The following is a 24,557-nucleotide window of genomic DNA, read 5'->3' on the forward strand; positions in this document are numbered from 1 at the left end:
GGATGCAGGAAATGACCATGAGCCAGTTGAAGTCCGCGAGCGATGCGGTCCAGACCTCGATCAAACCTCCCGCCCTAGCCGCCCTGCAGGGCGCATCTCCCCCGAAGGCCCCGGAATCTCCGCGCTTTGGGGGGCAGCCCTCCGGGGGAACCGGTCTTGTCCCGGGTTTCGCCGCCCTCGGACCCAAGGCCCGGACGGTGATCCTGCCGATGGTCGGGATCGTCGTCTTCATCCTGCTGTGGGCGTTGACCGCGCCGATGGTGAAGACCTCGCTGGGCGCCTTGCCGGGACCGGTCGCCGTGGCCGCGCAGGGCGTGTCTCTGGTCGAGGAATGGCAGGCGGGACAGGCCGAGAAGTCGGCTTTCTATGCCGCCCAGTCGGACCGCAACGCCGCACTCGAGGCCGCCGGTCGCGGGGGCGAGGCGCAGCATTTCCGATATTCGGGCTCGCCCAGCTTCATCGATCAGATCTTCACCTCGCTGTTCACCGTGGCGTTCGGCTTCGCCCTGGCTTCGCTGGTCGCCGTGCCGCTGGGACTGGTCTGTGGCCTGTCGAAGGGGTTCAACGCCGCGTTCAATCCGCTGGTGCAGATTTTCAAGCCGATCAGCCCCCTGGCCTGGCTGCCCATCGTGACCATGGTGGTGTCGGCGACGATGACCAGTCCCGATCCGATGCTGCCCAAGAGTTTCGTCATCTCGGCCATCGTGGTGATGCTGTGCTCGCTCTGGCCGACGCTGATCAATACGGCGGTGGGCGCGGCTTCCATCGACAAGGACCTGCTGAACGTCGGCCGGGTGTTGCGTCTCAGCCCGTTCGCACGACTGCGCCGCCTGATCCTGCCCTCCGCGCTGCCCTACATCTTCACCGGCATGCGTCTGTCGCTGGGCGTGGGCTGGATGGTGCTGATCGCCGCCGAGATGCTGGCCCAGAACCCGGGTCTCGGAAAGTTCGTCTGGGACGAGTTCCAGAACGGCAGCGAGCAGTCGCTGGCGCGGATCATGTTCGCGGTCATCGTCATCGGCGTGATCGGCTTCCTGCTCGACCGGCTGATGATGGCGCTGCAATCGCTGGCTTCGCGGAACCACGAGAAATGAGCCCCCCGATCCTGTCGCTGAAAGGCCTGTCCAAATCCTATGTCGGCGCGTCCGGCGAGGAGACCAATGTGCTGGCCGGCGTCGATCTCGATGTCGAGGAAGGGGAGTTCGTCGCGGTTCTGGGCTTCTCGGGCGCCGGCAAGACCACCCTGGTCTCGCTCATCGCCGGGCTGATCCAGCCGGACACGGGCCAGGTCCTGATCAGGGGCGAGCCCTGCGCCGGGCCGGGACCGGATCGCGGGGTGGTGTTCCAGAGCTATTCCCTGTTCCCCTGGCTGACGGTCGAGCAGAACGTGCGGCTGGCCGTGGACGCCGTCCACCTGTCGATGCCCGGGGACGAGCGCGCTGCACTGGCGCGGTCCACCCTGAAACTGGTCGGCCTGGATCACGCGCTGGATCGCAAACCCGCCCAGCTGTCGGGCGGGATGCGCCAGCGGGTGGCGGTGGCGCGGGCGCTGGCGACGAAGCCTGAAATCCTGCTGCTGGACGAGCCCCTGTCGGCGCTGGACGCCCTGACGCGGGCCAAACTCCAGGACGAGATCGAGCGCATCCGCGGCCAGGAAAAGCGCACCATCTTCCTGGTCACCAACGATGTCGACGAGGCCCTGCTGCTGGCCGACCGGATCGCAGTCCTGACCCCGGCGCCCGAGGCCCATATCGGCCGCATCTTCGACGTCGCGATCGCCCGGCCGCGCCTCCGCACGGACCTGAACCACGACGAAGCCTACAAGACGCTGCGTAACGAGATCGTCGGCTATCTCGGACAGCTCGCGGGCGGGGTGAAGGAGACCGCGCCGTCCAATGTGATCGACCTGCCGACCGTTGCGCCGCTCGATCTGCTGGCGCCGCCCAAGGCCTACCAGGACGCCGCCTACAGCCCGATCAACCGGCGCTATCTCGAGTTCTACAACCTGTCCAAGGTCTATCCGACCCCGAAGGGGCCGCTGACCGTCGTGGAGGACGTCAACCTGCTGATGGACCGGGGCGAGTTCATCTCCCTCATCGGACATTCGGGGTGCGGCAAGTCCACGGTGCTGACGATGGCCGCGGGACTGAACCCGATCTCGGACGGCGGCATCGTGCTCAACGGGCGCGAGATCGAGATCGCCGGACCGGACAAGGCGGTGGTGTTCCAGTCTCCGTCACTGATGCCTTGGCTGACCGCGCGCCAGAACGTGGCCCTGGGGGTCGAGCGGGTCTATCCCCACGCGACGCGCGCCGAACGGGCCGACATCGTCGCCTACTATCTCGAGCGGGTCGGTCTGGGCGACGCCATGGACAAGATGGCGGCCGACATGTCGAACGGCATGCGCCAGAGGGTCGGCATCGCCCGCGCCTTCGCCCTGTCGCCCCGGCTGCTGTTGCTGGACGAGCCGTTCGGCATGCTGGACAGCCTGACTCGTTGGGATCTCCAGGACGTGCTGGTCGAGGTCTGGAACCGCACCAAGGTCACCACCGTCATGGTCACCCATGACGTCGACGAGGCGATCCTGCTGGCCGACCGCGTGGTGATGATGACCAACGGTCCCAACGCCACAATCGGCAAGGTGCTGAAGGTCGATCTGCCGCGTCCGCGCGACCGGCGGGCGCTGCTGGGCCACCCCCAGTTCTACGCCTATCGCGAGGAGGTGCTTCAGTTCCTCGCGGACCACCAGCACGACACCCACGCCGACGCCGCATGATGGCCCTGCCGGACCAGGCCTGAACGCCGGTATTGTTGCACTGCAAAATAACCCCTTGCCGCCAGGGGTGAAAAGAGTCACCTTCGAGATGTGAGGCAAGGGCGCCTCGCAGTTCTGGACATTCCACCGGAGGATTGTCCGACCATCGCACCCCTGACCTGTGTCGGGCCCCGGGGTGATCGAGATTTGGCAAAGCCGCCATGCAGCCGCTGGGAAACCAGCGTCCGCATGGCGGCTTTTTTCGTTTTGAGGCCTCGGAATGGACGGTTTCACAAGGACCATGGAGCGCCCGGCGGTCGTCCCGCTGGAGAGCCGGGAGCATCTGGTCGTCATCGGCAACGGCATGGCCGGATGTCGAGCGGTCGAGGAACTGCTGGCGCGCGACGCCGGACGATATCGTGTCACCATCTTCGGGGCCGAGCCCCATGTGAACTACAACCGGATCATGCTGTCGCCGGTGCTGGCGGGCGAGAAGACGTTCGATCAGATCGTGATCAACGACCGGGCCTGGTACGACGACAACGCCATCGATCTGATCGTCTCGGATCCTGTCGAGGCCATCGATCGGATCGGCAAGACGGTGACGGCGCGGTCGGGGCGGGTCGTCGGCTACGACCGGCTGCTGATCGCGACGGGGTCGGACCCCGTGATCATCCCGGTGCCAGGCCACACGCTGGACGGGGTGATCAGCTTTCGCGACATGACCGACGTCGACCGGATGATCGCGGCCGCGGACGCCGGCGGAGACGCCGTGGTCATCGGCGGCGGGCTGCTGGGCCTCGAGGCCGCGCATGGTCTCAGCCTGCGCGGCATGAAGGTCACCGTCATCCACCTGATGTCGACGCTGATGGAGCGTCAGCTCGACGAGGCCGCGGGCTGGTTGCTGAAATCGGCGCTGGAAGCGCGGGGGCAGACGATTCTGACCGGCGGCGACACCGCGGAGATCGTTGGCGAGACCTGCGTGGAAGGGGTGCGGCTCAAGGACGGGCGGCTGATCCCGGCCTCGCTGGTGGTCATGGCCGTCGGGATCCGACCCAGTGTCCGACTGGCGCGGGAGGCCGGTCTGGCGGTCGGGCGCGGCATCCATGTCGACGACCACATGGTGACGTCCGACCCGGCGGTGCTGGCGGTCGGGGAATGTGTCGAGCACGCCGGTCAGGTCTATGGCCTGGTCGCGCCGCTGTGGGACATGTGCCGGGCGCTGGCCGACGGCCTGACCGGGCGGCCGACCGGCTATCGCGGATCGGTTACCTCCACCAAGCTCAAGGTCTCGGGGATCGACGTGTTTTCCGCGGGCGACTTCTCCGGCGGGGACGGCGCGCAGGACATCGTGCTGCGGGACGCCTCGCGCGGCGTCTACAAGCGGGTCGTGGTCAGGGAGAACCGCATCGTCGGCGCGGTCCTGTATGGCGATACCGGCGACGGCGGCTGGTATTTCGACCTGATGAAGAAGGCCGAGGACGTCAGCGCCGTCCGCGACATGCTGATCTTTGGCCAGGCCTTCGCCCTCGGAGGTGGGCCGGGGGACCCTAACGCGGCCGTTGCGGCCCTCTCGGACGATGCCGAGATCTGCGGCTGCAACGGCGTGTCCAAGGGCAAGGTGGTCGCGGCGATCACGGGCGGGGCGACGACGCTGGACGCGGTGCGGTCAGGCTGCAAGGCCTCGGCGAGCTGCGGGTCCTGCACCGGACTGGTCGAAAGCCTGCTGACTGTGACGCTGGGCGACGACTACGACGGCGAACGGGCCGTCAAGACGATGTGCAAATGCACCAGCTTCGGCCATGACGACGTACGCCGGGAGATCGTGGCCCAGGCCATGCGGTCGATCCCCGAGGTGATGCAGAGGCTGCACTGGTCGACGCCCGACGGCTGTTCCTCGTGCCGGCCCGCGCTGAACTACTATCTCCTGTGCGCTCTGCCGGGCGAATATGTCGACGACCAGCAAAGCCGGTTCGTCAACGAACGGATGCACGCCAACATCCAGAAGGACGGCACCTATTCCGTCGTGCCGCGGATGTGGGGCGGGGTCACCAATCCGCGTGAACTGCGGGCCATCGCCGATGTGGTCGAGAAATACGACGCCCCCCTGGTCAAGGTCACGGGCGGCCAGCGTCTGGATATCTTCGGGATCAAGAAGGACGACCTGCCGGCCGTCTGGGCCGATCTGAACGCCGCCGGGATGGTCTCGGGCCACGCCTACGGGAAGTCGCTCAGGACGGTGAAGACCTGCGTCGGCTCGGACTGGTGCCGGTTCGGGACCCAGGACTCGACCGGTCTGGGCATCCAGACCGAGCGGATGACCTGGGGTAGCTGGATGCCGCACAAGTTCAAGATCGCGGTCTCGGGGTGCCCCCGCAACTGCGCCGAGGCGACGATCAAGGACTTCGGCGTCATCTGCGTCGACAGCGGCTACGAACTCCACGTCGGCGGCAACGGCGGCATCAAGGTCCGGGTCACGGACCTGCTGTGCAAGGTCGCGACCGAGGCGGAGGCGCTGCACTACTGCGCCGCCTTCATCCAGCTGTACCGCGAGGAGGCGCGGTATCTGGAGCGCACCGCGCCCTGGATCGAACGGGTCGGACTGGAGGCCATCAAGGCGCGCATCGTCGACGACGCCGAGAGTCGCGACGCCTTGGCCGCGCGGTTCCACCATTCGCAGAGCTTCAGCCAGGACGATCCGTGGGCGGCGCGGGCCAACGGCGCCGAAAGCGAGCAGCACCAGCCCCTCAGCCTGATGGAGACCGCGTGATGGCCGCCGATCGCTGGATCGATGTCGGGCGGGTGGAGGATATTCCCCAACGCGGCGCCCGGACCATCGTCATCGAGGGCAGCGAGGAGATCGCCGTCTTCCGCACGGGAGACGACGCCGTCTTCGCCCTGATCAACCGCTGTCCGCACAAGGGCGGTCCGCTGAGCCAGGGGATCGTGCATGGCCATAGCGTCGCCTGTCCGCTGCACAACTGGAACATCGCCCTGGCGACCGGTCAGGCGCAGGGGCCCGACAGCGGCTGCACGCCGACGGTGAAGGTCCGGGTCGAGGACGGGCGTATCCTGATCGATGCCGCCGCAACCCTGATCGTGATGGTCTGAATGACCGGGCCGGTCTCCACCACCTGCCCCTATTGCGGCGTCGGCTGCGGCGTTCGGGCGACGGTGACGGCCGGGCGGTCGGTGGAGATCGCCGGCGACCGCGGGCACCCGGCCAACAGCGGGCGGCTGTGTTCCAAGGGTACGCATCTGGGCGAGACGGTGGGGCTGGACGGCCGGCTGCTGTATCCGATGATCGGGGATCGCCCGGTCGGCTGGGACGAGGCGCTGGATCTTGTCGCCAGCCGCTTCTCCGCGGCGATCGCCGAACACGGCCCCGACAGCGTCGCCTTCTATGTCTCGGGCCAGCTGCTGACCGAGGACTACTATGTCGCCAACAAGCTGATGAAGGGGTTCATCGGCTCGGGGAACATCGACACCAATTCGCGCCTGTGCATGTCCAGCGCTGTGTCGGCGCATCTGCGGGCGTTCGGCGAGGACGTCGTGCCGGCCTGCTACGACGACCTGGACCAGGCCGATCTGATTGTCCTGGTGGGGTCCAACACCGCCTGGTGCCACCCGATCGTCTGGCAGAGGATCGAGGCGGCGCGGGCGGCGCGGGGGACCAGACTGGTCGTCATCGACCCGCGCCGGACAGAGACCGCCGACCTGGCCGACCTGCATCTGGCCCTGCGTCCCGGCAGCGACGTGGCCCTGTTCAACGGTTTGCTGGCGGGCCTGCGCGCGAGGGGCGCCCTGGACCCGAGCTATCTGGCCGCGCATGTCGCCGTGCCTGACGGCTTCTGGGACGCCCTGGAAAGCGAGGGCGATCTCGATGGGACCGCCGCAACCTGCGACCTTCCGCGCGCCGACCTGGAGACCTTCTTCGATCTGGTCGCCGGTCATCCGCGCACGGTCACCCTGTTCAGCCAGGGGGTGAACCAGTCGACACAGGGCACCGACAAGGCCAACGCCATCATCAACGTCCATCTGGCGACCGGCCGCATCGGCAAGCCGGGAGCCGCGCCGTTCTCGATCACCGGCCAGCCCAACGCGATGGGCGGCCGCGAGGTCGGAGGGCTGGCCTCGACCTTGGCCGCGCACATGGATTTCGCCGCGGACAATGTGGATCGGGTGCGGCGGTTCTGGAGCGCGCCGAATATGGCGACGGCTGCGGGTCTGAAGGCCGTCGACCTCTTCAGGGCGGTCGGCGACGGGCGGATCAAGGCGCTCTGGCTCATGGCCACCAATCCGGCGGTCAGCATGCCCGAGGCGGGGGCGGTGAGGGCGGCCCTGGCGGCCTGTCCGTTCGTCGTGGTGTCCGATGTGATGGCGGACACGGATACCGGCCGGTTCGCCCACGTCCGCCTGCCCGCCGCCGCCTGGGGCGAGAAAGACGGCACGGTGACCAACTCCGAGCGGGTCATCAGCCGTCAGCGGCCCTTTTTTCCGCCCCCCGGCGAGGCGCGGGCCGACTGGCGCGCCCTCGCCGAGGTGGCGCGGCGCATGGGTCACGGGGACGCCTTTGCCTGGACCACGCCGGGCGAGGTCTTCGACGAGCATTGTCGCCTGACCGCGTTCGAGAACCAGGGCGGCCGCCGGCTGGACCTGTCACCCCTTATCGGCCTGGACGAGACCGCATACGTCGCTCTGGAGCCGACCCGCTGGGGCCGCGATCGCGAGTTTGCCGATGGTCGGTTCTCCACCCCCGACGGACGCGCCCGAATGGTGGCGGTGACGCAGGGGCCGTTGGCGGCGAACGCCATGACCCTGAATACCGGCCGCTATCGGGATCAGTGGCACACCATGAGCCGCACCGGCCTTTCGCCGCGCCTGTCCCAGCATCGACGCGAGCCCCTGGTCGAGGTTCATCCTGACGACGCGACCTTGGCCGGGCTTGTCGAGGGCGACCTGGCGGCGGTCACCACGGCCCAGGGGCAAAGCGTGTTCCGGGTCTCCATCACCGACGCCCAGAGACGGGGCGAGGCCTTTGTGCCGATCCACTGGACCGATCGCACGGGCTCCGGCGGGCGGGCGGGCCTGCTGCCCGGGGGCGCCGTCGATCCGGTCTCGGGTCAGCCGGGCTTCAAGCTGACGGCGATGACCCTGTCCAGGCTCGAGACCGAATGGCGGGGCTTTCTGATCATGCGCGGGACGCCGGCGGTCGAGCCGGGCTGCGTCTGGTGGGCCGCCGTCGCCGTACCGGGCGGACGCTTGGTCGAACTGGCCGGAGACGGCGACCCGGCCGTTCTGGAAGCCCTGCTGCCTTCGGGCGATCGCATGACCGCCGTCGATCCGGCCCGCGGTTCGCTGCGGACGGCGGTGTTGACCGAGGGCCGGTTGGCCGGGGCGTTGTTCGTCGCGCGGGACGGGTCGCTGCCCGGTCGCGACTGGCTGATCGCCCAGTTGTCCGAGCCCGTCGCGCCGGTCGGGCTGCTGGCCGGCCGCGCACCCGGCGCGACCGTGGATCGCGGCGCCATCGTCTGCGCCTGTTTCGATGTCGGCGCCTGCACCATCCTGGCCGCCATCGCGAACCAGAGACTCACCACGGTGGCCGAGGTCGGCGCCGCCCTGTCGGCCGGGACCAACTGCGGCTCGTGCCGCCCCGCCATCGCCAAACTGATCGCCGCCTGAGGAGGACCGCCCATGGCCCGCCGCGCCACCGCAAATGAACCCGCCCTGATCGCCCCCGGCGAGGTCTGGCTGGTCGGCGCCGGCCCTGGCGATCCTGAACTGCTGACCCGTCAGGCTGAACGGTTGATCCGCGCCGCCGACATCGTCTTCCACGACGCGCTGGTGGGGCCGGGCGTTCTGGCCCTGATCCCGGCGGGCGTCGAGAGGGTCGGCGTCGGCAAGCGGGCGGGCGCCCATTCGAAGGATCAGGGCGGGATCAACGATCTGCTGCTGGCGGCGGCGCGCGCCGGGCGGCGGGTGGTGCGGCTCAAGGGCGGCGACCCCTCGATGTTCGGCCGGTCAGCCGAGGAGATCGGCTACCTGAGCGCGCACGGGGTCCGGGTGCAGGTCGCGCCGGGGATCACCACGGCCAGCGCGGCGTCGGCGCGGGCGGGGGTCTCGCTGACGTTGCGAGGCCTGGCGCGTCGCGTCCAGTTCGTGACCGCCCACGCCCAGGCGGGCCACGCTCTTGATCTCGACTGGGATGCGCTGGCCGATCCGGCGGCGACCCTGGGCGTCTACATGGGGCGCTCGGCGGCGCCGGAACTGACCCGCCAGTTGCTGTCGCGGGGCATGGCCGGGGCCACGCCGGTGCTGGTCGCGGTCAATGTAAGCCTGCCGGACGAGCGTCTCGTGTTCACCCGGCTCGACCTGTTGCCGCTGAGCGTCGCCACCCTGGCCGAGGATGCGCCCACCCTGCTGCTGATCGGCCAGGCGGTGGGCCGACCGGAGCAGACGCCGGCCTTGCGGTCCTCACACGCGACGGCCAGCGTCACGGGTTCAGCGGCATGACCGGAAGAATTCTCGGCGCCGTGCTGGCGGGCGGACGGTCGAGCCGGTTCGGGTCCGACAAGGCCGTGGCCCTGTTCGAGCACCGGTCGTTGCTGGATCACGCGATCGCCGCCCTGTCGGATCAGGTCGACACAGTCGTGATCTGCGGACGCGATCTCTCCGCGCGGCCCTGCCTGCCGGATCGCCCCGGGCCGAATCTCGGCCCCCTGGGCGGGCTGGCGGCGGCGCTGCGCCACGCGATGGATCACGGCTACGAGGCCGTGGTCAGCGCCGGCTGCGACACCCCGATGCTGCCCGCCGACCTGGTGTTGCGGCTGCAGTGCGCCGGCCCGGTCAGCTTTCTCCGCGAGCTGCCGGTCACGGGCTTGTGGCCGGCCGCCGTGTCGACCGACCTGGACAGGTTCATCGTCGACAGCCCCAGCCGGGCGATGCGTGCATGGGCGGCCTCGGTCCGGGCGGTCGCGGTCGACCTCCCGCGCCCGATCGCCAATATCAACACGGTACAGGACCTGCGCCGCCTTGAACTGGCGAGCTGACGTGCGCGTCGGCGATTGACCCGACGACCCCGGGGCTAGTCCACAAAACCCTGGAGCTCTGTGGGCGGTGGACCGGTCGCGCCCCGCCGGTGCGTCAGACCCTGCGGCCGTCTGCCATCGACAGGACGTCATGGGCGAGCTCGGCGAGGTCGCGGTCGTCATGGGATACGATGATCATCGGCGTTTCGAGGGTGTCGCGCAGGCGCGCGAAATACGGGATCAGCGCCGCCCGGCGGCCGGCGTCCAGACCGGTGAACGGTTCGTCCAGCAACAGCAGTCGTGGACGGGCCACGAGGGCGCGGGCGACGGCGACGCGCCGGCTCTCGCCGCCCGACAGGCTGAGCGGCCAGCGGGTCTCGAACCCCTCCAGCCCCACCAGCGCGAGCGCCGCCGCCACCTCAAGCGGGGCGCGGGCATAGCGACGGCCGAAACCCACATTGGCCCCGACGCTCAGATGCGGAAACAGCCGGCCGTCCTGGAACACATAACCCACCCCGCGCCGATGCGGCGGCGGCGTAAGTCCCGACGCCGTGTCGGCGACGATCGCGCCGTCGACGACCAGTCGGGCGGCCTCGACCGGGATCAGCCCCGCCAGCCCTTGAAGCAGGGTGGTCTTGCCCGCCCCGGACGCGCCGACCACGGCCACCGCGCGCGCCGTCGTCTCGAGCCCGGCGTCGAGCAGGAAATCGCCGCGCCTGGCGCGTACGTGAAAGGCGAGGCTCATCGGAGGCTCCCGCCGCGCAGCGCCCGGCGGGTGAGCCATTCCGCGGCGAGCAGGGCGGCGATCGAGACGACGACGGCCACCACCGCCAGCCGCATCGCCGCGGGCTCCCCGTCCACCCGCTGCAGCGTCGTATAGATGGCGACGGGCAGGGTCAGGGTCTCGCCGGGTATGGCTCCCACGAAGGTGACGGTGGCGCCGAATTCGCCGAACGCCCGGGCGAAGCCGAGCGCCATGCCCGCGATCATGCCCGGCGCGGCGAGAGGCAGGGTGACGCGGGCGAAGACGTGAAGCGGCGGCGCGCCCAGCGTGGCGGCCGCCTGCTCCAGTCGGGGGTCGACGGCCTCCAGTGACAGCCGCATGGGCCGTACGACCAGCGGCAGGGCCATGACGGCGGCGGCCAGCGCGGCGCCGGTCCAGTGGAAGGCGAGGGTCATGCCGAAGGTCTCACGCAGCCAGCCGCCCACCGGCCCCCGCGCGCCGAACACCATCAGCAGGACCAGCCCCGTCACCACGGGCGGCAGGACCAGCGGCAGATTGACCATCGCCTCCAGCAGCCATCGGCCCGGCAGGTTCGTCCGGGCCAGCAGCCAGGCCAGGGCCAGGCCGAGCGGCAGGGTGACGACGAGTGACGCCGCCGCCACCTTCAGGGACAGCAGCAGCGCCTCGATCTCGAAGGGCGTCAGGGGCTCAAGCATCGGGGCCGCCGGGCGGGGTCATCGGGGTGAAGCCGTGGCGACGGAAGATCGCGGCCGCCACGGGGGATCGCAGGAAGCGCAGGAAGTCGGCGCCGCCGCCACTCGCGCCCACGGTCAGGGCGGCGGGATAGACGATCTCCGGCCGGCCGACGGTGGAGGGCTCCGCGACAATGCTGACGGCCTTCTGTCCGATGGCGTCGCTGCGGTAGACGACGCCCAGCGCGACCTCGCCCCTTGAGACGAAGGCGCGCACGGCGCGCACATCGGCGGCCGTCACGAGCCGGGACTGGACGTCATCCCATCGTCCGGTCTGCTCGAGCCAGGCCCTGGCGTAGGCGCCTGCCGGCACGCTCCCGGGATCGCCGATGGCGAGCCGACCTCTGGTCCGGAGCAACCCGTCGATGGGATCGCCCTCGATCCGCGCATCCGCGGGGGCGATGACCACCAGTGCGTTGCCCAGAAGGTCGCCGCGGCTGCCTGCCTGGATTCGGTCGGCGTCGGCCAATCGGTCCATCCATGCGCGATCCGCCAGGATCACCACATCCGCCGGAGCCCCCGCCTCGACCTGGCGGGCCACGGCCCCGCTGCCCGCGAAGGACAGGCGCACCCCGATCCCCGTCGCCGACCGCCAGGCGTCCGCGACCTCTTCCAGTGCGTCGGTCAGGGAAGCCGCGGCGAACACCGTGACCGGCCGGGTCTCGCGGGAGGATGGCGAACAGGCGGCGAGGGCCAGCACGACCGTCGCGGCGAGGGCGGCGCGGCGGGAGTAGGGGGTCACGGGGCCGGCCTCAGCACCTGGACGGGCGCGCCGACAGGCGCAGCCGGCGCCAGCGGCGGGCGGCGGATCAGGGCGTCGGCGGCGGCCATGACCCCGACCAGGGACGAATCCTGGTTGGGAAACGGCGTCGCCCACAGGACGCCGTCGTCGGCGATGCGAAGGCGCGCCCGCATGTAGTGGTCGCGAGGGCCGTTGACGGGCAGGGGATCGGCCAGCCGGGCTGTGACCATGTCGGGGCCGGCCTCGCCGTGCTGGAGCGCGCGCAGCAGCGGACCGAGGAACAGCTCGGCGCAGACGAGAGCGGACGCCGGATTGCCCGGAAGGCCGAGGACGAGCCGGCCGTCGGCCAGCCGCGCGAACCAGACCGGCTTGCCGGGTCGCACGGCCACGCCCTCTACGCTGAGGACGGCGCCAAGGCCGCGCAGGGCGGGCTTGACCCGGTCGTGATCGCCGACCGAGGCGCCGCCCACGGTGACCAGGACGTCGAAGGCCGCACTGGAGACAAGGGCGGCGATCGCATCCTGATCGTCCCTGGCGATAGGCAAGGGCTCGGGTGCGCCGCCCTGGCTGGCGACGAAGGCCGCCAGGGCCGGGGTGCAGGAATCGTAGATCTGATGAGGCGCCACCGGTTGACCCGGTTCAACGAGTTCGTCGCCGGTGGCGAGGATGGCGACCCGTGGCCGTCCGCCACAGACCACGTCGCGCGTTCCGGTCGAGGCGGCCAGCGCGAGACGCCACCGGTCGAGGCGGACGCCCGCCGCCAGCAGGACCTCGCCCCGGCGAAAATCGCCGCCGCGGGGCCGCACGCAGGTCCCGTCTCTGATCACTGACGACAGGACGACGAACTCCCCGTCCGATTCCGCCTCTTCCTGGATCACCACCCGGTCGGCGCCCGGCGGCAGGGCGGCGCCGGTGAAGATCCGTGCGGCCTGGCCCGGACCGATAACACATCGGGGGGCGTGGCCCGCCGCACTCTCGCCGACGATGCGCAGCCGGGCGCCGGGCGCGACATCGGCGGAGCGGACCGCCCAGCCGTCCATCGCCGAGGCGTCGAACGGGGGTTGATCCCGGCCGGCCAGGACGGGCTCCGCCAGCCATCGGCCGGCGGCCTGACGCAGCGGGACGCGTTTGACCGGCAGGGGCGTCGCCGCCTCCAGCATCAGCGTCCGGGCGGAGTCCACCGTCGGCAGGGTCACCCGCGCGTCCAATCACCCGACGCGCCGCCGGACTTGGCCGTCAGCCGCACGGCGTCGATGGTCATGCCCCGGTCGACGGCCTTGAGCATGTCATAGAGGGTCAGCAGGGCGACGGCGGCCGCCGTCAACGCCTCCATCTCCACGCCGGTCTGACCGGTCGTACGCACCCGGGCGACGACGCCGAGCCCGGCGCCGTCCTCCAGCGGTTCGACCGAAACCTTGACCGAACTGAGCATCAGCGGATGGCACATCGGGATCAGGTCGGCGGTGCGCTTGGCCGCCATGACCCCGGCGATCTCGGCCACCGCGCGCACGTCGCCCTTCTTGCCGCCGCCCGAGAGCGCTGTCGCCAGGGTGTCGGGCCGCATCGTCAGCCGCCCCTCGGCGACGGCCTCACGAGTCGTCACCGCCTTGTCGGAGACGTCGACCATCCGCGCGCGGCCTTCGGCGTCGATATGGGTGAGCCGGCCCGGGGATTGCGCGTCGGGCATCAGACCTCCAGCAGCCGCGGCATCAGTTCGACCATGTTGCAGGGCCTGTGCCGGCTGTCGAGTTGCCAGCGGATGATGTTGTCCCAGCCGTCACGCACCGCGCCGTTGGATCCCGGCAGGCAGAAGACGAAGACCCCGTCGATGATCCCGGCGGTCGCCCGCGATTGCAGGGTCGACAAACCGATGGTCTGGTAGCTGACCTGGTGGAAGATCACCGAGAAGCCGTCGATCCTCTTGTCGAACAGCGGCTCCAGGGCTTCCGGCGTCACGTCCCGACCGGTGAGACCGGTGCCGCCCGTGGTGATGACGGCGTCGACCGCGCCCGCCGCGATCCACGAACGAACCCGGGCGCGAATGGCCTCCACATCGTCGGTCACGATCTCATGCGCGGCGCAGACATGACCCGCGGCGGCGATGCGATCGGCCAGAATCTTTCCGGAGGTGTCGCTATCCTCGTCGCGCGTGTCCGAAATGGTCAGGACGGCGATGCGGACGGGCGTCACCGGCCCGTCGATCAGCCTGCCGCCGGGCGCCGGCAAGGTCGACAGGTCTGGCGTATCGGTCATCGGTCTGGCGTCTCCGGAGCCCAGCGGGCGAGGTCTTGATGGTCCTGCGCGCGAGGTTCGATCCAGCGCACGCCGTCCGGTCCCTCCTCCTTCTTCCAGAAGGGGGCGCGGGTTTTGAACTGGTCCATCAGATAGTCGACGGCCTCGAAGGCCGCGCGTCGGTGGGTCGCCGCCACGGCGACGAATATGATCGGCTCTCCGACCGAGATGGGGCCCCAGCGATGGATCGCGAGAATGTCCTGTACCTCGAAGCGCGCCTCGGCCTCGGCCTCGATCTCCGCCATGACCGTCTCGGTGAACCCGGGATAAGCGTCCAGGGTCAACAGGGCCACCGGCCCTCCGTCGCCCGCGCCGCGCGTCAGGCCGGTGAAACTGGCGATGGCGCCGGTTTCGGTTCGTCCGGCCGAGAATTCCGCCAGCAGGGCGGCGGGGTCGATGGCGTCCCTGGTGATGTGGATCACCCTATCCTCCGCTGACCGGTGGTCCGAAGGCGATCTCGTCCGACATCGAGACCGGCGCATCGTCTCGCCGCAAACTGTGCGGGATGACGGCGGCGTTCAGGATCACCAGGGTGCTGGGGTGGTCGAGCCGTTTCGGAAGGCGGGGATCGCTTTCCGCAACCGCCGCCTTGATCGCTCCGAGGGTCGTGACGTCGATCTCGCGCTCGGCCCAGCCGGCCATGTCCTGAAAGGCGCCGAACAGCTTCACAGTCGCCATCTCAGCCTCCCGTCATCGACATGGGGCGCGCCACCGCCGGCGCCGCCCCGCGACGTTCGATCCGGAAATCATGTCCCATGGGCTTGCGCGTGATCGCCTCGCGGATGGCCGATCGGAGATGGCTGTCGTCAGCCGGGTGTTCGCGCAGGACGGTGCGAAGATCGGCCTTGTCGTCCTGCCCCAGGCACATGAACAGCTCGCCCGTGCAGGTGACGCGCACCCGGTTGCAGGTCTCGCAGAAGGTGTGGCTCATCGGGGTGATGAAGCCGAGCACGCCTCCTGTCTCCTCGACCCGGACATAGCGGGCCGGGCCGCCGGTCCTGCGCGTCAGCGGCGTCAGGGTCCACTGCCGTTCCAGGTCGGCCCGGACATCGGCCAGCGAGAGGTACTGATCCGTCCGGTCGCCCTCGATCTCGCCCAGGGGCATCGTCTCGATCAGGGTCAGGTCCATGCCCCCTGCGTGGGCCCAGCGCACCATCCCGGCGAGTTCGCCCGCGTTGTCGGCCTTGAGGGCGACGGCGTTGATCTTGACCTTCAGCCCGGCCGTTCGCGCCGCCGCCAGCCCGGCCATGACCCTGTCCAGGTCTCCGCCCCGCGTGATGCGGCGATAGGCGTCGGGGTCCAGGGTGTCGAGCGAGACATTGATCCGCCGCACCCCCGCGCGGGCAAGCCCCTCCGCATGGTCCGCCAATCGGGTCCCGTTGGTCGTCAGGGTCAGTTCGTCCAGGGCTCCGGACCGCAGATGGCGCGACAGGTTCCCGACCAGGTCGATAAAGCCCTTGCGGACGAGCGGTTCGCCGCCCGTCAACCTCAGACGCCGGGTCCCGAGATCCACGAATGCGCTGCACAGCCGGTCCAGTTCCTCAAGCGAGAGAATCTCGGATCGCGGCAGGAAGGTCTGTCGCTCCAGCATGCAATAGGTGCAGCGCAGGTCACAGCGATCGGTGACGGACACCCGCACATAGTCGATCACGCGTCCGAACGGATCGACCAGCGCCGGCGAGGCGGGGCGGGCGGCGGCGTGCGAGGCGGAATGGATGACCGTCATGCGTCGGCCTGGTCGCCGCGGACCGGCGCCGGCGTCCAGGGTTTCTCGCAGCAAGGCGGAGGCATGAACATCCTTGTCTGGCGGCCGGAGCGGCCGGTCCGGCCGTCGGTTCGCCACAGGCCGATAGTATACCGCGCGGCGCGGAATCCGACCATAGGACGGGATGCGCCGATGAGACGCAGCGCTCCCCTTTCTGGCCCGAATTTGGCCTCTGCGTCAGAACCCGGGCGTCCGGGCGACCACAAAGCTTTCCCACGCTTCCCGGCTGTTGAAGTCCAGCCCTCCGTCCCAGGCCGAGCCCATGTAGTAGGTGAAGGGCTGGCCGGGCGTGACGCGGATCAGGATCAGGTAGTTGTCCGCGTCCTCGGCGAACCCCTCGACCATCGCCGGGTCTACCAGGATGGCGATCCCCAGAGAGCCGTGTTCCGGGCTCCGGGGCTCCCAGAACATCAGCCGGCCGTTGGCCGCGTCACGGGTGACGAAGCCGCGGCCCGCATCGGTGGCGCGTTTGGAAATGCCGATGCCGACGATCAGGGGCTCCGCGGTGTCCGACCGCAGCGTCGAGGTCATCCGGGTGAAATTCGACCCGAGAGGCAGGGAGAACTCCCGGGTCTCCCAGACGCGGCGGGCGACGTCCACCGGCCAGGGCCGGTAATCGACGCTGAAGCGGGCCTCGTCACCGCCGGTCTCGTCGATCCGCCAGGTCGAGAAGTTCCGGCTGGTCCACAGCTTGTTGTCGTACCAGACGCCCAGTCCGCCGGCGCCGCGCCCGCGGCCGACGTCGTAGTAGTCCAGCCCCTCGCCGCGATCGACGTGGTAGTTGGGGAAGCGCAGCTGGCGGTCCATGAACGGGTAGCGGACCCGTTTGGCCCAGACGTCGATGCCCGATCCGGACGGCGGCTCGCGGGCCTCAAGCGCCGGACCGTAGATGCGGTGCGCCACCCGGTCGTTCTCCCACAGCAGGTCGTCCAGCCGGTCCGGCGCGAAGCGGGCGACCGCGCGGGGCTGACGCTGGTCGGTCGGCGGCGGGGCGAGGGGTTCGATGGTGGAGGGACGGTTCAGGGCTGAAGGATCATAGGCGAGGGCGCGGGTGGCGCGCATTTCGGCTTCGCGGCGACGCCGCTCCTCCTCGCCGACCACGGTGACCGGAGCGGGCGGGGTCGGGGTGGTGGCCGCGATCACTCCGGGCGCATCGCGGGCGGGCTCCGGCTCCGGGAGAGCCTGGATCTCGCCGCCCAGGTCGCCGATCTCGAGGGCGGCCAGCACATAGGCCCCCGAGGCGTAGAGGCCGGTCTCCTCCGGCCCGGTGTGGACCGGCTGGTCGCCGGTCTTCTGGGCGGCGCCGATCAGGCCGTTCGGCAGGACGTGGCGGTTAAGCCCCGCCCAGCCCTTCTGCACGGCGGGCAGGTAGATCTCGCGCTTCAGCAGGCCATGGTTGACGCCCCAGGCCAGGCCATAGACGTAGAAGGCGGAGCCGGAGGTCTCGGCCTCCGGATAGAGCTCGGGCGCCAGCAGGCTGGCCCGCCACAGCCCGTCCGGCTGCTGCAGGTCACGAATCCGGCCCGCAACTTTCTGGAACAGGTCGACATAATAGGCGCGGTCCGGGTGGTCGGCCGGCATGGACTCCAGCCAGCGCGCCAGGCCGGCCATCACCCAGGCGTTGGCCCGCGACCAGTAGACCGGCTGGCCGTTCGCCTCGATACGGCCGATGAAGCGCTCGTCGCGCAGGAACAGACGCTGGTCCGGCACCCACAGGCGCTCGGCGGTGCGGCGCCATTCACGGTCGGCGGCGGCGAGGTATTTGGGGTCGCCGGTCAGGGCCGACATGCGGGCGAACACCGGCGGAGCCATGAACAGGGCGTCGGCCCACCACCACACCAGCGCCGGCGTCTCCGTCGACCGGTTCAGATGCGGGACCTGCCAGTCCAGCCGCTGGCGCAGCGGCATCAGCACGCCCTCCTGGCCCCGGCGGGCGTAGAGCTCTTCGTAGAGGTCGCCGATGGCGATATCGTCCGCGTTGAGCAGGGTCGGGCCCGAGCGGGCGCCGCGGACGCTGTAGTTGTAGTGCTCCGCCACCGCCGTCAGGAACCGCAGCGTCTCCGGATCCTCGGACACCCGGGCCAGGCGCGCCGCTCCCACATAGAAGGTCGCGGCGACCCAGTTGGACGACATCTGCGACAGGTTGCTGCCGGTGGACAGGGCGATCGGTTCCCGGGCCATGGCGGCGATCTGCGACGAGGCGACATACTCCGCCGCAGCCAGGGCCTCGGCGCGGGAAGGCAGGCGCGCGGGATCGGTGTTGAGCGAGGGTCGGGGGCGGGGGGCCAGCCATTCGGCCTCGACACCGGGCGGCAGGGCGGACGTCGCCTGCGCCAGAACCGCCCCCTCCGGCAAGGCTGCCGCGATCGTAGTCGCCAGAGCGGCGGTGACGACGTATCTCAGGCCTTGGCGCATCAGTCCTCCACGGCGCAGGTCGCGCCTTTCATTATTTGCTCTCGCATACCATAAAATGGACTTGAGCTCGCCGCCAAGGTAACCGGTGTCTTTTTTGATGCGTCGGTTATATCCGGCAGTGTCGTAGAACAGCCGCCGGACAGGAGGGACCCATGCCCCAACCGCTCAAGCTCAATCCCGATCGGCTGTTTCCGTCCGATCCGGACACGCGCGCCGTGGCGCGGCGGCTCTACGCCGGGGTCAGGGACCTGCCGATCATCAGCCCGCACGGGCACACCGATCCGTCGTGGTTCGCGCTGAACGAGCCGTTCGCCAATCCGGCCGAGCTGCTGATCACGCCGGACCACTACGTCTTCCGCATGCTCTATAGCCAGGGGATGGCGATGGAGGACCTGGGCGTTCCACGCGCCGATGGCGGGCCCGTGGAGACCGATCCGCGCAGAATCTGGCGGCGCTTCGCCGAAAACTATCACCTGTTCCGGGGCACGCCGTCGCGGATGTGGCACGACTGGGTCTACGCCGAGGCCTTCGGCATCGACGTCCGCCTGTCGGCCGAAACGGCGGACCACTATTACGACGTCATCGACGCCGCGTTGAAGACCGCCGCCTTCCGGCCCCGGGCGCTGTTCGACCGCTTCAACATCGAGGTGCTGACCACGACGGAGTCGCCGCTCGACACGCTGGAGCATCACAAGACCATCCGGGACTCGGGTTGGAAGGGCCGGGTGCTGACCGCCTATCGCCCGGACCCGGTGCTGGATCCGGACTATGAGGGCTTCCGCGACAATCTGAAGGTCCTGGCCGACCAGACCGGTCGCGATACGCTGTCGTGGGACGGCTACCTGCAGGCCCTGCGCGACCGCCGCGCCGTCTTCGCGGAGATGGGGGCCACCTCCACCGATCATGGCCACCCGACGGCCTTCACCGCCGACCTGCCGAAGGCGGAGGCCGAGGCCCTGTTCCGGCGCGTCTCGACCGGTCCGGCGACGGCGGAGGACGCCGAGCTGTTCCGCGGCCAGATGCTGACCGAGATGGCCGCCATGTCCGTCGAGGACGGGCTGGTGATGCAGCTGCATCCCGGATCGTTCCGCAACCACAACGCCACGGTGTTCGACCGTTTCGGCCGCGACAAGGGCGCCGACATCCCGACCCGGACCGACTATGTCCGGGCGCTGAAGCCGTTGCTGGACCGGTTCGGTTCGGACACCCGCCTGACCCTGATCCTCTTCACCCTGGATGAGACCAGCTACAGCCGCGAACTGGCCCCGCTGGCCGGCCACTATCCGGCCCTGAAGCTGGGCCCGAGCTGGTGGTTCCACGACAGTCCCGAGGGCATGCGCCGCTTCCGCGAGCAGGCCACCGAGACGGCGGGCTTCTACAACACCGTCGGCTTCAACGACGACACCCGCGCCTTCCTGTCGATCCCGGCGCGGCATGACGTGGCCCGGCGCATGGACTGCGGTTTCCTGGCGAAGCTGGTGGTCGAGCACCGCATGGAGGAGGACGAGGCGCACGAGGTGGCCCGGGCCCTGACCTATGATCTGGTCAAGGCGGCCTACAGGCTGTGACCCGCCTGTCCGAAGCCGCCTTGCCCGGCCTTCCCGCCGATGTGGCCCATCCGGCCTATGACCGGGCGGCGGTGAAGACCGGCGTCGTCCACCTCGGCATCGGAGCGTTTCACCGCGCGCATCAGGCGGTGGTGTTCGACGACGCCCTGGCTGCCGGCGACCCGCGCTGGGGCGTGCTGGGCGCCTCGCTTCGATCACCGGGGGTGCGCGACCAGCTGGAGCCGCAGGACGGCCTCTACACCCTGGTCGTCCGCGACGGCGCCGGGGAGCATCTGCGCGTCATCGGCGCCTGCCGGGGTGTTCTGGTCGGGCCGGAAGACCCCGGCGCCCTGGTCGCGGCCATGGCCGACGCGGACGTGCACATCGTCACCCTGACCGTGACGGAGAAGGGCTATCGCCTCGACCCGGCGACGGGTGAACTGCTGGTCGACGACCCCGATGTCGCCGCCGACTTGGCGGACATCTCGGCGCCCCGCACCGCCCCGGGCTTCATCGTCGCGGCCCTGAACGTGCGTCGGGCGGCGGGCCTGAAGCCGTTCACCGTCATCAGCTGCGACAACCTTCCGCACAACGGCCGCCGCATTCGGGCCGCGGTGCTGGCCATGGCGCGGCGTGTGGAGCCGGCGCTGGCCGACTGGATCGCGGCTGAGGGCGCCTTTCCCCAGACCATGATCGACCGCATCGTCCCGGCGACGACATCGGAGGACATCTCGCGGCTCGAGGCGCGGCTGGGCGTCCGCGACGAGGGCATGGTCAAGGCCGAGCCCTTCACCCAGTGGGTCATCGAGAATCGCTTCGCCGGCGAGCGCCCGGACTTCGCCGCGCTCGGCGTCCAGCTGACCGACGCCGTGGAGCCGTGGGAGGACGCCAAGCTGCGCCTCTTGAACGGCGCGCATTCGGCCATCGCCTATCTCGGCGCCTTGTCGGGTCTTGAGCATGTGCACGAGGCCGTGGCCCGGCCCGCCCTCCGGGCCTATGTCGACGCCTTGTGGGACGAGGCGGAAACGACGCTGAACCCCCCGCCCGGGCTCGACATCGCCGCCTATCGCCGCGAGCTGATGGCGCGCTTTTCCAACCCGGCCCTGATGCACCGGACCCGGCAGATCGCCATGGACGGGTCGCAGAAGCTGCCGCAGCGGCTGCTGGCCGGGGCCGCCGAACGGCTGGCGGCGGGGCAGGGGATCGCGGCCATCGCGCTGGGCGTCGCCGCCTGGATGCGCTGGCAGTCGGGCGTCACCGAGAGCGGCGAGGTCTTCGTTGTCGACGATCCGCTCGCCGCCCGGACCGCGGAACTGCTGGCCGGCGCCGACAGCGATCAGGCCCGGGTCGCGGCCCTGCTCACGCTTTCTGCGGTGTTCCCGCCCGCTCTGGCGGCGGACCCTCGCTTTGTCACGGCGGTCACCGAGGCTTCCCTGTCGCTCACCATGCACGGCGCGGTCGGGGCCGCCCGCCGTGTGACGGAGAGTGCTCGATGAGCCGCGTGCTGATCCTGAACCCGATCGACGATGTCGCCATCGCCCTGGACGACATCACGGCCGGCGAAACGCCCGAAGGCATGGCGACGCCCGCCCGCGCCGACATCGCCACCGGCCACAAGATCGCGCGCCGGTCCGTGACGGCGGGCGGGGTTGTCCGCCGCTATGGCCAGGTGATCGGCCGCGCCAGCGCCGACATCACCGCCGGCGACCACGTCCACGTCCACAACCTGGCCATGGCCGACGACGGGCGCGAGGCCGAGGTCGGCGTTGACGCCCGTCCTCCCGCGCCCCTGACCGGAGCCACATTCCAGGGCATCGTCCGGCCGGACGGCCGCATCGGCACGCGCAACTTCATCGGCGTGCTGACCAGCGTGAACTGCTCGGCCACCGTGGCGCGCCGGATCGCCGACGCCTTCCCCGACTCCGGCCTGCCCGCCGGCGTGGACGGAGTGGTCGCCTTCACCCATCAGGGCGGTTGCGGCGGCTCGTCACTGTCCGGCGACGTGGAGGTGCTGCAGCGGACCTTGGCGGGCTATGCGCGGCATCCGAACTTCCATTCGATCCTGATCGTCGGTCTGGGCTGCGAGGCCAACCAGATCCCCGACTGGCTGTCCCGCTCCGGGCTGGCGGCGGGTCCGAACCTGCGCACCCTGACCATCCAGGAGGCCGGCGGCACCGCCCGCGCCATCGAGGCCGGCGTCGGCGTGGTCCGCGAACTGGTCGAGGAGGCCGCAAGGGTTCAGCGCCGGCCGGTCTCCGCCGCCCATCTGACGGTCGGCCTTCAGTGCGGCGGTTCGGAAGGCTGGTCCGGCGTCACGGCCAATCCGGCGCTGGGCGCGGCGGTCGACCTGCTGGTCGCCCACGGCGGCTCGGCCATGCTGTCGGAGACGCCGGAAATCTGGGGGGCCGAACACCTGTTGCTGCGCCGCGCGGCCTCGCAGGCGGTGGCGGACAGGCTCAACGCCCGCCTCGACTGGTGGCGGGATTACGCCGAACGCCACCAGATGGAGCTCAACAACAACCCGTCCCCCGGCAATCTGAAGGGCGGCCTGACCACCATCCTGGAGAAGTCGCTGGGCGCGGTCGCCAAGTCGGGCTCGACGCCGCTGAACGACGTGATCGGCTATGCCGAACCGCTGCGGGCCAGTGGTCTCAGCTTCATGGACAGTCCCGGCTATGATCCGTGCTCGGCGACCGGGCAGATCGCCTCGGGGGCCAATCTGATCGTCTTCACCACCGGGCGCGGCTCCGTCTTCGGCGCCAAGCCGGCCCCATCGATCAAGGTGGCGTCCAACGCCAGGTTGGCCAGCTGGATGGACGAGGACATGGACATCGACGCCTCGCCCGTCCTCACCGGCGCGACCGTGGCCGAGGTCGGCGAGGAGATCTTCCGCAAGATGCTGGCCGTCGCCTCGGGCGAACCCTCGAAGTCCGAGGCGCTCGGCATCGGCGACAACGAGTTCGTGCCCTGGGCGGTGGGCGCCTACCTCTAGCTGGGTCCGCGCGCTTGCTCTCGGCAACCCATCCGTTATCGTGGGATTGATAGGCACAATATGGAACGCCGCGCCCAGCGGCGGAGGACGCGCCCATGCATCGCCGGCACATGCTGCAACTCGGATTGACGGGCGCGCTCGCCTCGGCCGCCCCGGTCTGGGCCCAGGTTTCCGGCGCGACGCTGAACGCCTCGGACTTCGGCGCGGCCGGAGACGGCGCGACGATCGACACGCGCGCCATCCAGGCCGCCATCGACGCGGCGGCGGCGCAGGGCGGCGGCACGGTGGCCCTGAACCCGGGCCTCTATCTGTCCGGGTCTCTGTTCGTGAAGTCGGGCGTCACCCTGGCGATCGGCCGGGGCGCGATCCTCAGGGGTCTGCGCGACCTGTCCGCCTATCCGATGGTCCGCACGCGCGTGGCGGGCATCGAGATGGAGTGGCCCGCCGGGCTTCTCAACGTCTATCGCGAGCGCAACGCCCGGATCACCGGCGAGGGCACGGTGGACGGGGATGGCAAGGTATTCTGGGACAGCTACTGGGCCATGCGGCGCGACTACGACCCGCGCGACCTGCGCTGGGCGGCGGACTACGACTGCCGGCGTCCGCGCCTGATTCACGTCTATGACTCGGACCAGGTGGAGGTCTCGGGACTGAACCTGACGCGGTCGGGGTTCTGGACGGTGCACGTCTGCTATTCGCGCGACGTCACGGTGTCCGACCTGATCGTACGCAACAACATCGGCGGGCGGGGACCCTCGACCGACGGCATCGACATCGACTCGTCCGAGCGCGTGCTGGTCGAGCGTTGTGATCTGGCGGTCAACGACGACGCCATCTGCATCAAGGCCGGACGCGACTGGGATGGTTTGCGCGTGGCGCGGCCCTGTCGCGAGGTGCGCGTCCGCGACTGCGTGGTCCGCGACGCCCTGGCCGGCATGACCTTCGGCAGCGAGACGTCGGGCGGGTTCGAGGACATCGAGGTGTCCGGCCTGCGCATCGAATATCCGGTGCCGCTGGGCATATTCTTCAAGTCCGGCCACACCCGCGGCGGGACCATCTCGAACATCCGGCTGAACCGGATCCACCTGCAGGACGTGGCCACCCTGTTTCGCGTCAATCTCAACTGGTACCCGAGCTACAGCTACGCCCGGATCCCGCCGGAGATCACCGACGTGCCGGACTATTGGCGCGCCCTGGCGACTCCGGTGCCAAGAGAGCAGGGCATCCCGCACATCCACGATGTCCGTCTGTCGGACATCAAGGCGGTGGGCGGCAAGATCGGCTTTGAAGCGGCCGCCTATCCCGAAGCGCCGCTGCGCGATTTCACCTTCGAGCGGCTGGACTGGGATGTCCGCGAGGCCGGCTCGATCGCCAACGCCGAGAACTGGCGCTTCGTCGACTGCAATATCGACACCCTGGACGGGACCGGGCCGAAGATGACGGACTCGCGCAACGTGACCGGCCTGCGGACCCGCGCCGCCTGAGGCCAGCCAGAAAAAGAAGGCCCGGAGCTTTCGCTCCGGGCCAGTCAATCGCGCTGAAAGC

Annotated in this window: 21 protein-coding genes; 11 read left to right on the forward strand and 10 right to left on the reverse strand. The window is 69.9% G+C overall.

Annotation, left to right across the window (positions count from 1 at the left end; genetic code table 11):
- Window positions 1–17: 17 nt before the first annotated feature.
- From VEB62_RS12090 to mobA, 7 genes are all read left to right on the forward strand, one after another.
- Window positions 18–1,094 (forward strand): ABC transporter permease, encoded by a 1,077-nt coding sequence (locus VEB62_RS12090; RefSeq protein ID WP_324799866.1) that lies wholly within the window; start codon window positions 18–20, stop codon window positions 1,092–1,094.
- Window positions 1,091–2,776, forward strand: coding sequence for an ABC transporter ATP-binding protein (locus VEB62_RS12095; protein WP_324799869.1), 1,686 nt, complete (start codon window positions 1,091–1,093; stop codon window positions 2,774–2,776). The genes VEB62_RS12090 and VEB62_RS12095 overlap by 4 nt, the downstream gene beginning before the upstream one ends.
- A gap of 343 nt (window positions 2,777–3,119) precedes the next feature.
- Window positions 3,120–5,525, forward strand: a complete 2,406-nt coding sequence (nirB, locus tag VEB62_RS12100) for a nitrite reductase large subunit NirB (RefSeq protein ID WP_324800107.1) — start codon at window positions 3,120–3,122, stop codon at window positions 5,523–5,525.
- Window positions 5,525–5,866, forward strand: coding sequence for a nitrite reductase small subunit NirD (gene nirD / locus VEB62_RS12105; protein ID WP_324799872.1), 342 nt, complete (start codon window positions 5,525–5,527; stop codon window positions 5,864–5,866). Before nirB ends, nirD begins: the two co-directional genes overlap by 1 nt.
- The gene (locus tag VEB62_RS12110; RefSeq protein WP_324799875.1) at window positions 5,867–8,437 is read left to right on the forward strand and encodes a molybdopterin-dependent oxidoreductase; all 2,571 of its coding nucleotides are present in this window, start codon (window positions 5,867–5,869) and stop codon (window positions 8,435–8,437) included.
- A 12-nt stretch (window positions 8,438–8,449) separates the two neighbouring features.
- Window positions 8,450–9,268: a uroporphyrinogen-III C-methyltransferase gene (cobA, locus tag VEB62_RS12115; RefSeq protein WP_324799878.1), complete on the forward strand. Its 819-nt coding sequence runs from the start codon at window positions 8,450–8,452 to the stop codon at window positions 9,266–9,268.
- On the forward strand, window positions 9,265–9,804 hold the full coding sequence (gene mobA / locus VEB62_RS12120; protein WP_324799880.1) for a molybdenum cofactor guanylyltransferase: 540 nt from the start codon (window positions 9,265–9,267) through the stop codon (window positions 9,802–9,804). The genes cobA and mobA overlap by 4 nt, the downstream gene beginning before the upstream one ends.
- Before the next feature lie 94 nt (window positions 9,805–9,898).
- On the opposite strand, the gene VEB62_RS12125 is transcribed toward mobA, so the two are convergent.
- From VEB62_RS12125 to VEB62_RS12170, 10 genes are all read right to left on the reverse strand, one after another.
- On the reverse strand, window positions 9,899–10,528 hold the full coding sequence (locus tag VEB62_RS12125) for an ATP-binding cassette domain-containing protein (RefSeq protein WP_324799883.1): 630 nt from the start codon (window positions 10,526–10,528) through the stop codon (window positions 9,899–9,901).
- On the reverse strand, window positions 10,525–11,223 hold the full coding sequence (gene modB / locus VEB62_RS12130) for a molybdate ABC transporter permease subunit (protein WP_324799886.1): 699 nt from the start codon (window positions 11,221–11,223) through the stop codon (window positions 10,525–10,527). Before modB ends, VEB62_RS12125 begins: the two co-directional genes overlap by 4 nt.
- Window positions 11,216–12,001, reverse strand: a complete 786-nt coding sequence (gene modA / locus VEB62_RS12135) for a molybdate ABC transporter substrate-binding protein (RefSeq protein ID WP_324799889.1) — start codon at window positions 11,999–12,001, stop codon at window positions 11,216–11,218. The genes modB and modA overlap by 8 nt, the downstream gene beginning before the upstream one ends.
- Entirely contained in the window at window positions 11,998–13,197 is a 1,200-nt protein-coding gene (locus VEB62_RS12140; protein ID WP_324799891.1) for a molybdopterin molybdotransferase MoeA, read from the reverse strand. The genes modA and VEB62_RS12140 overlap by 4 nt, the downstream gene beginning before the upstream one ends.
- Window positions 13,194–13,688, reverse strand: a complete 495-nt coding sequence (moaC, locus tag VEB62_RS12145; RefSeq protein ID WP_324799895.1) for a cyclic pyranopterin monophosphate synthase MoaC — start codon at window positions 13,686–13,688, stop codon at window positions 13,194–13,196. Before moaC ends, VEB62_RS12140 begins: the two co-directional genes overlap by 4 nt.
- Window positions 13,688–14,254 (reverse strand): molybdenum cofactor biosynthesis protein B, encoded by a 567-nt coding sequence (moaB, locus tag VEB62_RS12150; protein WP_324799897.1) that lies wholly within the window; start codon window positions 14,252–14,254, stop codon window positions 13,688–13,690. Before moaB ends, moaC begins: the two co-directional genes overlap by 1 nt.
- Window positions 14,251–14,715: a molybdenum cofactor biosynthesis protein MoaE gene (locus VEB62_RS12155; protein ID WP_324799900.1), complete on the reverse strand. Its 465-nt coding sequence runs from the start codon at window positions 14,713–14,715 to the stop codon at window positions 14,251–14,253. Before VEB62_RS12155 ends, moaB begins: the two co-directional genes overlap by 4 nt.
- A gap of 1 nt (window position 14,716) precedes the next feature.
- The gene (locus tag VEB62_RS12160) at window positions 14,717–14,971 is read right to left on the reverse strand and encodes a MoaD/ThiS family protein (protein WP_324799903.1); all 255 of its coding nucleotides are present in this window, start codon (window positions 14,969–14,971) and stop codon (window positions 14,717–14,719) included.
- 1 nt (window position 14,972) lies between these two features.
- Entirely contained in the window at window positions 14,973–16,019 is a 1,047-nt protein-coding gene (gene moaA, locus VEB62_RS12165) for a GTP 3',8-cyclase MoaA (protein WP_324799906.1), read from the reverse strand.
- Between the two features lie 216 nt (window positions 16,020–16,235).
- On the reverse strand, window positions 16,236–18,473 hold the full coding sequence (locus VEB62_RS12170; protein WP_324799909.1) for a glycoside hydrolase family 88 protein: 2,238 nt from the start codon (window positions 18,471–18,473) through the stop codon (window positions 16,236–16,238).
- A 152-nt stretch (window positions 18,474–18,625) separates the two neighbouring features.
- Here VEB62_RS12170 and uxaC point away from each other — a divergent pair, with 152 nt between their 5' ends.
- From uxaC to VEB62_RS12190, 4 genes are all read left to right on the forward strand, one after another.
- Window positions 18,626–20,041, forward strand: coding sequence for a glucuronate isomerase (gene uxaC, locus VEB62_RS12175; RefSeq protein WP_324799912.1), 1,416 nt, complete (start codon window positions 18,626–18,628; stop codon window positions 20,039–20,041).
- A gap of 20 nt (window positions 20,042–20,061) precedes the next feature.
- On the forward strand, window positions 20,062–21,516 hold the full coding sequence (locus VEB62_RS12180; RefSeq protein WP_324799914.1) for a mannitol dehydrogenase family protein: 1,455 nt from the start codon (window positions 20,062–20,064) through the stop codon (window positions 21,514–21,516).
- Entirely contained in the window at window positions 21,513–23,012 is a 1,500-nt protein-coding gene (locus VEB62_RS12185) for a UxaA family hydrolase (RefSeq protein WP_324799915.1), read from the forward strand. Before VEB62_RS12180 ends, VEB62_RS12185 begins: the two co-directional genes overlap by 4 nt.
- Window positions 23,013–23,107: 95 nt before the next feature.
- A complete protein-coding gene (locus VEB62_RS12190) occupies window positions 23,108–24,496 on the forward strand; it encodes a glycoside hydrolase family 28 protein (protein ID WP_324799919.1) in 1,389 nt (462 codons plus the stop codon).
- Window positions 24,497–24,557: the final 61 nt, after the last annotated feature.

The sequence above is a fragment of the Brevundimonas sp. genome, assembly GCF_035626975.1.
Taxonomy (GTDB): Bacteria; Pseudomonadota; Alphaproteobacteria; order Caulobacterales; family Caulobacteraceae; genus Brevundimonas.

Excerpts from the sequence above, each read along its gene's own strand:
- VEB62_RS12090 (WP_324799866.1), top strand. The coding sequence starts at position 18 with ATGAGCCAGTTGAAGTCCGCGAGCGATGCGGTCCAGACCTCGATCAAA.
- VEB62_RS12095 (WP_324799869.1), top strand. The coding sequence starts at position 1,091 with ATGAGCCCCCCGATCCTGTCGCTGAAAGGCCTGTCCAAATCCTATGTC.
- nirB (WP_324800107.1), top strand. The coding sequence starts at position 3,120 with ATGGCCGGATGTCGAGCGGTCGAGGAACTGCTGGCGCGCGACGCCGGA.
- nirD (WP_324799872.1), top strand. The coding sequence starts at position 5,525 with ATGGCCGCCGATCGCTGGATCGATGTCGGGCGGGTGGAGGATATTCCC.
- VEB62_RS12110 (WP_324799875.1), top strand. The coding sequence starts at position 5,867 with ATGACCGGGCCGGTCTCCACCACCTGCCCCTATTGCGGCGTCGGCTGC.
- cobA (WP_324799878.1), top strand. The coding sequence starts at position 8,450 with ATGGCCCGCCGCGCCACCGCAAATGAACCCGCCCTGATCGCCCCCGGC.
- mobA (WP_324799880.1), top strand. The coding sequence starts at position 9,265 with ATGACCGGAAGAATTCTCGGCGCCGTGCTGGCGGGCGGACGGTCGAGC.
- VEB62_RS12125 (WP_324799883.1), bottom strand. The coding sequence starts at position 10,528 with ATGAGCCTCGCCTTTCACGTACGCGCCAGGCGCGGCGATTTCCTGCTC.
- modB (WP_324799886.1), bottom strand. The coding sequence starts at position 11,223 with ATGCTTGAGCCCCTGACGCCCTTCGAGATCGAGGCGCTGCTGCTGTCC.
- moaC (WP_324799895.1), bottom strand. The coding sequence starts at position 13,688 with ATGCCCGACGCGCAATCCCCGGGCCGGCTCACCCATATCGACGCCGAA.
- moaB (WP_324799897.1), bottom strand. The coding sequence starts at position 14,254 with ATGACCGATACGCCAGACCTGTCGACCTTGCCGGCGCCCGGCGGCAGG.
- VEB62_RS12160 (WP_324799903.1), bottom strand. The coding sequence starts at position 14,971 with ATGGCGACTGTGAAGCTGTTCGGCGCCTTTCAGGACATGGCCGGCTGG.
- moaA (WP_324799906.1), bottom strand. The coding sequence starts at position 16,019 with ATGACGGTCATCCATTCCGCCTCGCACGCCGCCGCCCGCCCCGCCTCG.
- VEB62_RS12170 (WP_324799909.1), bottom strand. The coding sequence starts at position 18,473 with ATGCGCCAAGGCCTGAGATACGTCGTCACCGCCGCTCTGGCGACTACG.
- uxaC (WP_324799912.1), top strand. The coding sequence starts at position 18,626 with ATGCCCCAACCGCTCAAGCTCAATCCCGATCGGCTGTTTCCGTCCGAT.
- VEB62_RS12185 (WP_324799915.1), top strand. The coding sequence starts at position 21,513 with ATGAGCCGCGTGCTGATCCTGAACCCGATCGACGATGTCGCCATCGCC.
- VEB62_RS12190 (WP_324799919.1), top strand. The coding sequence starts at position 23,108 with ATGCATCGCCGGCACATGCTGCAACTCGGATTGACGGGCGCGCTCGCC.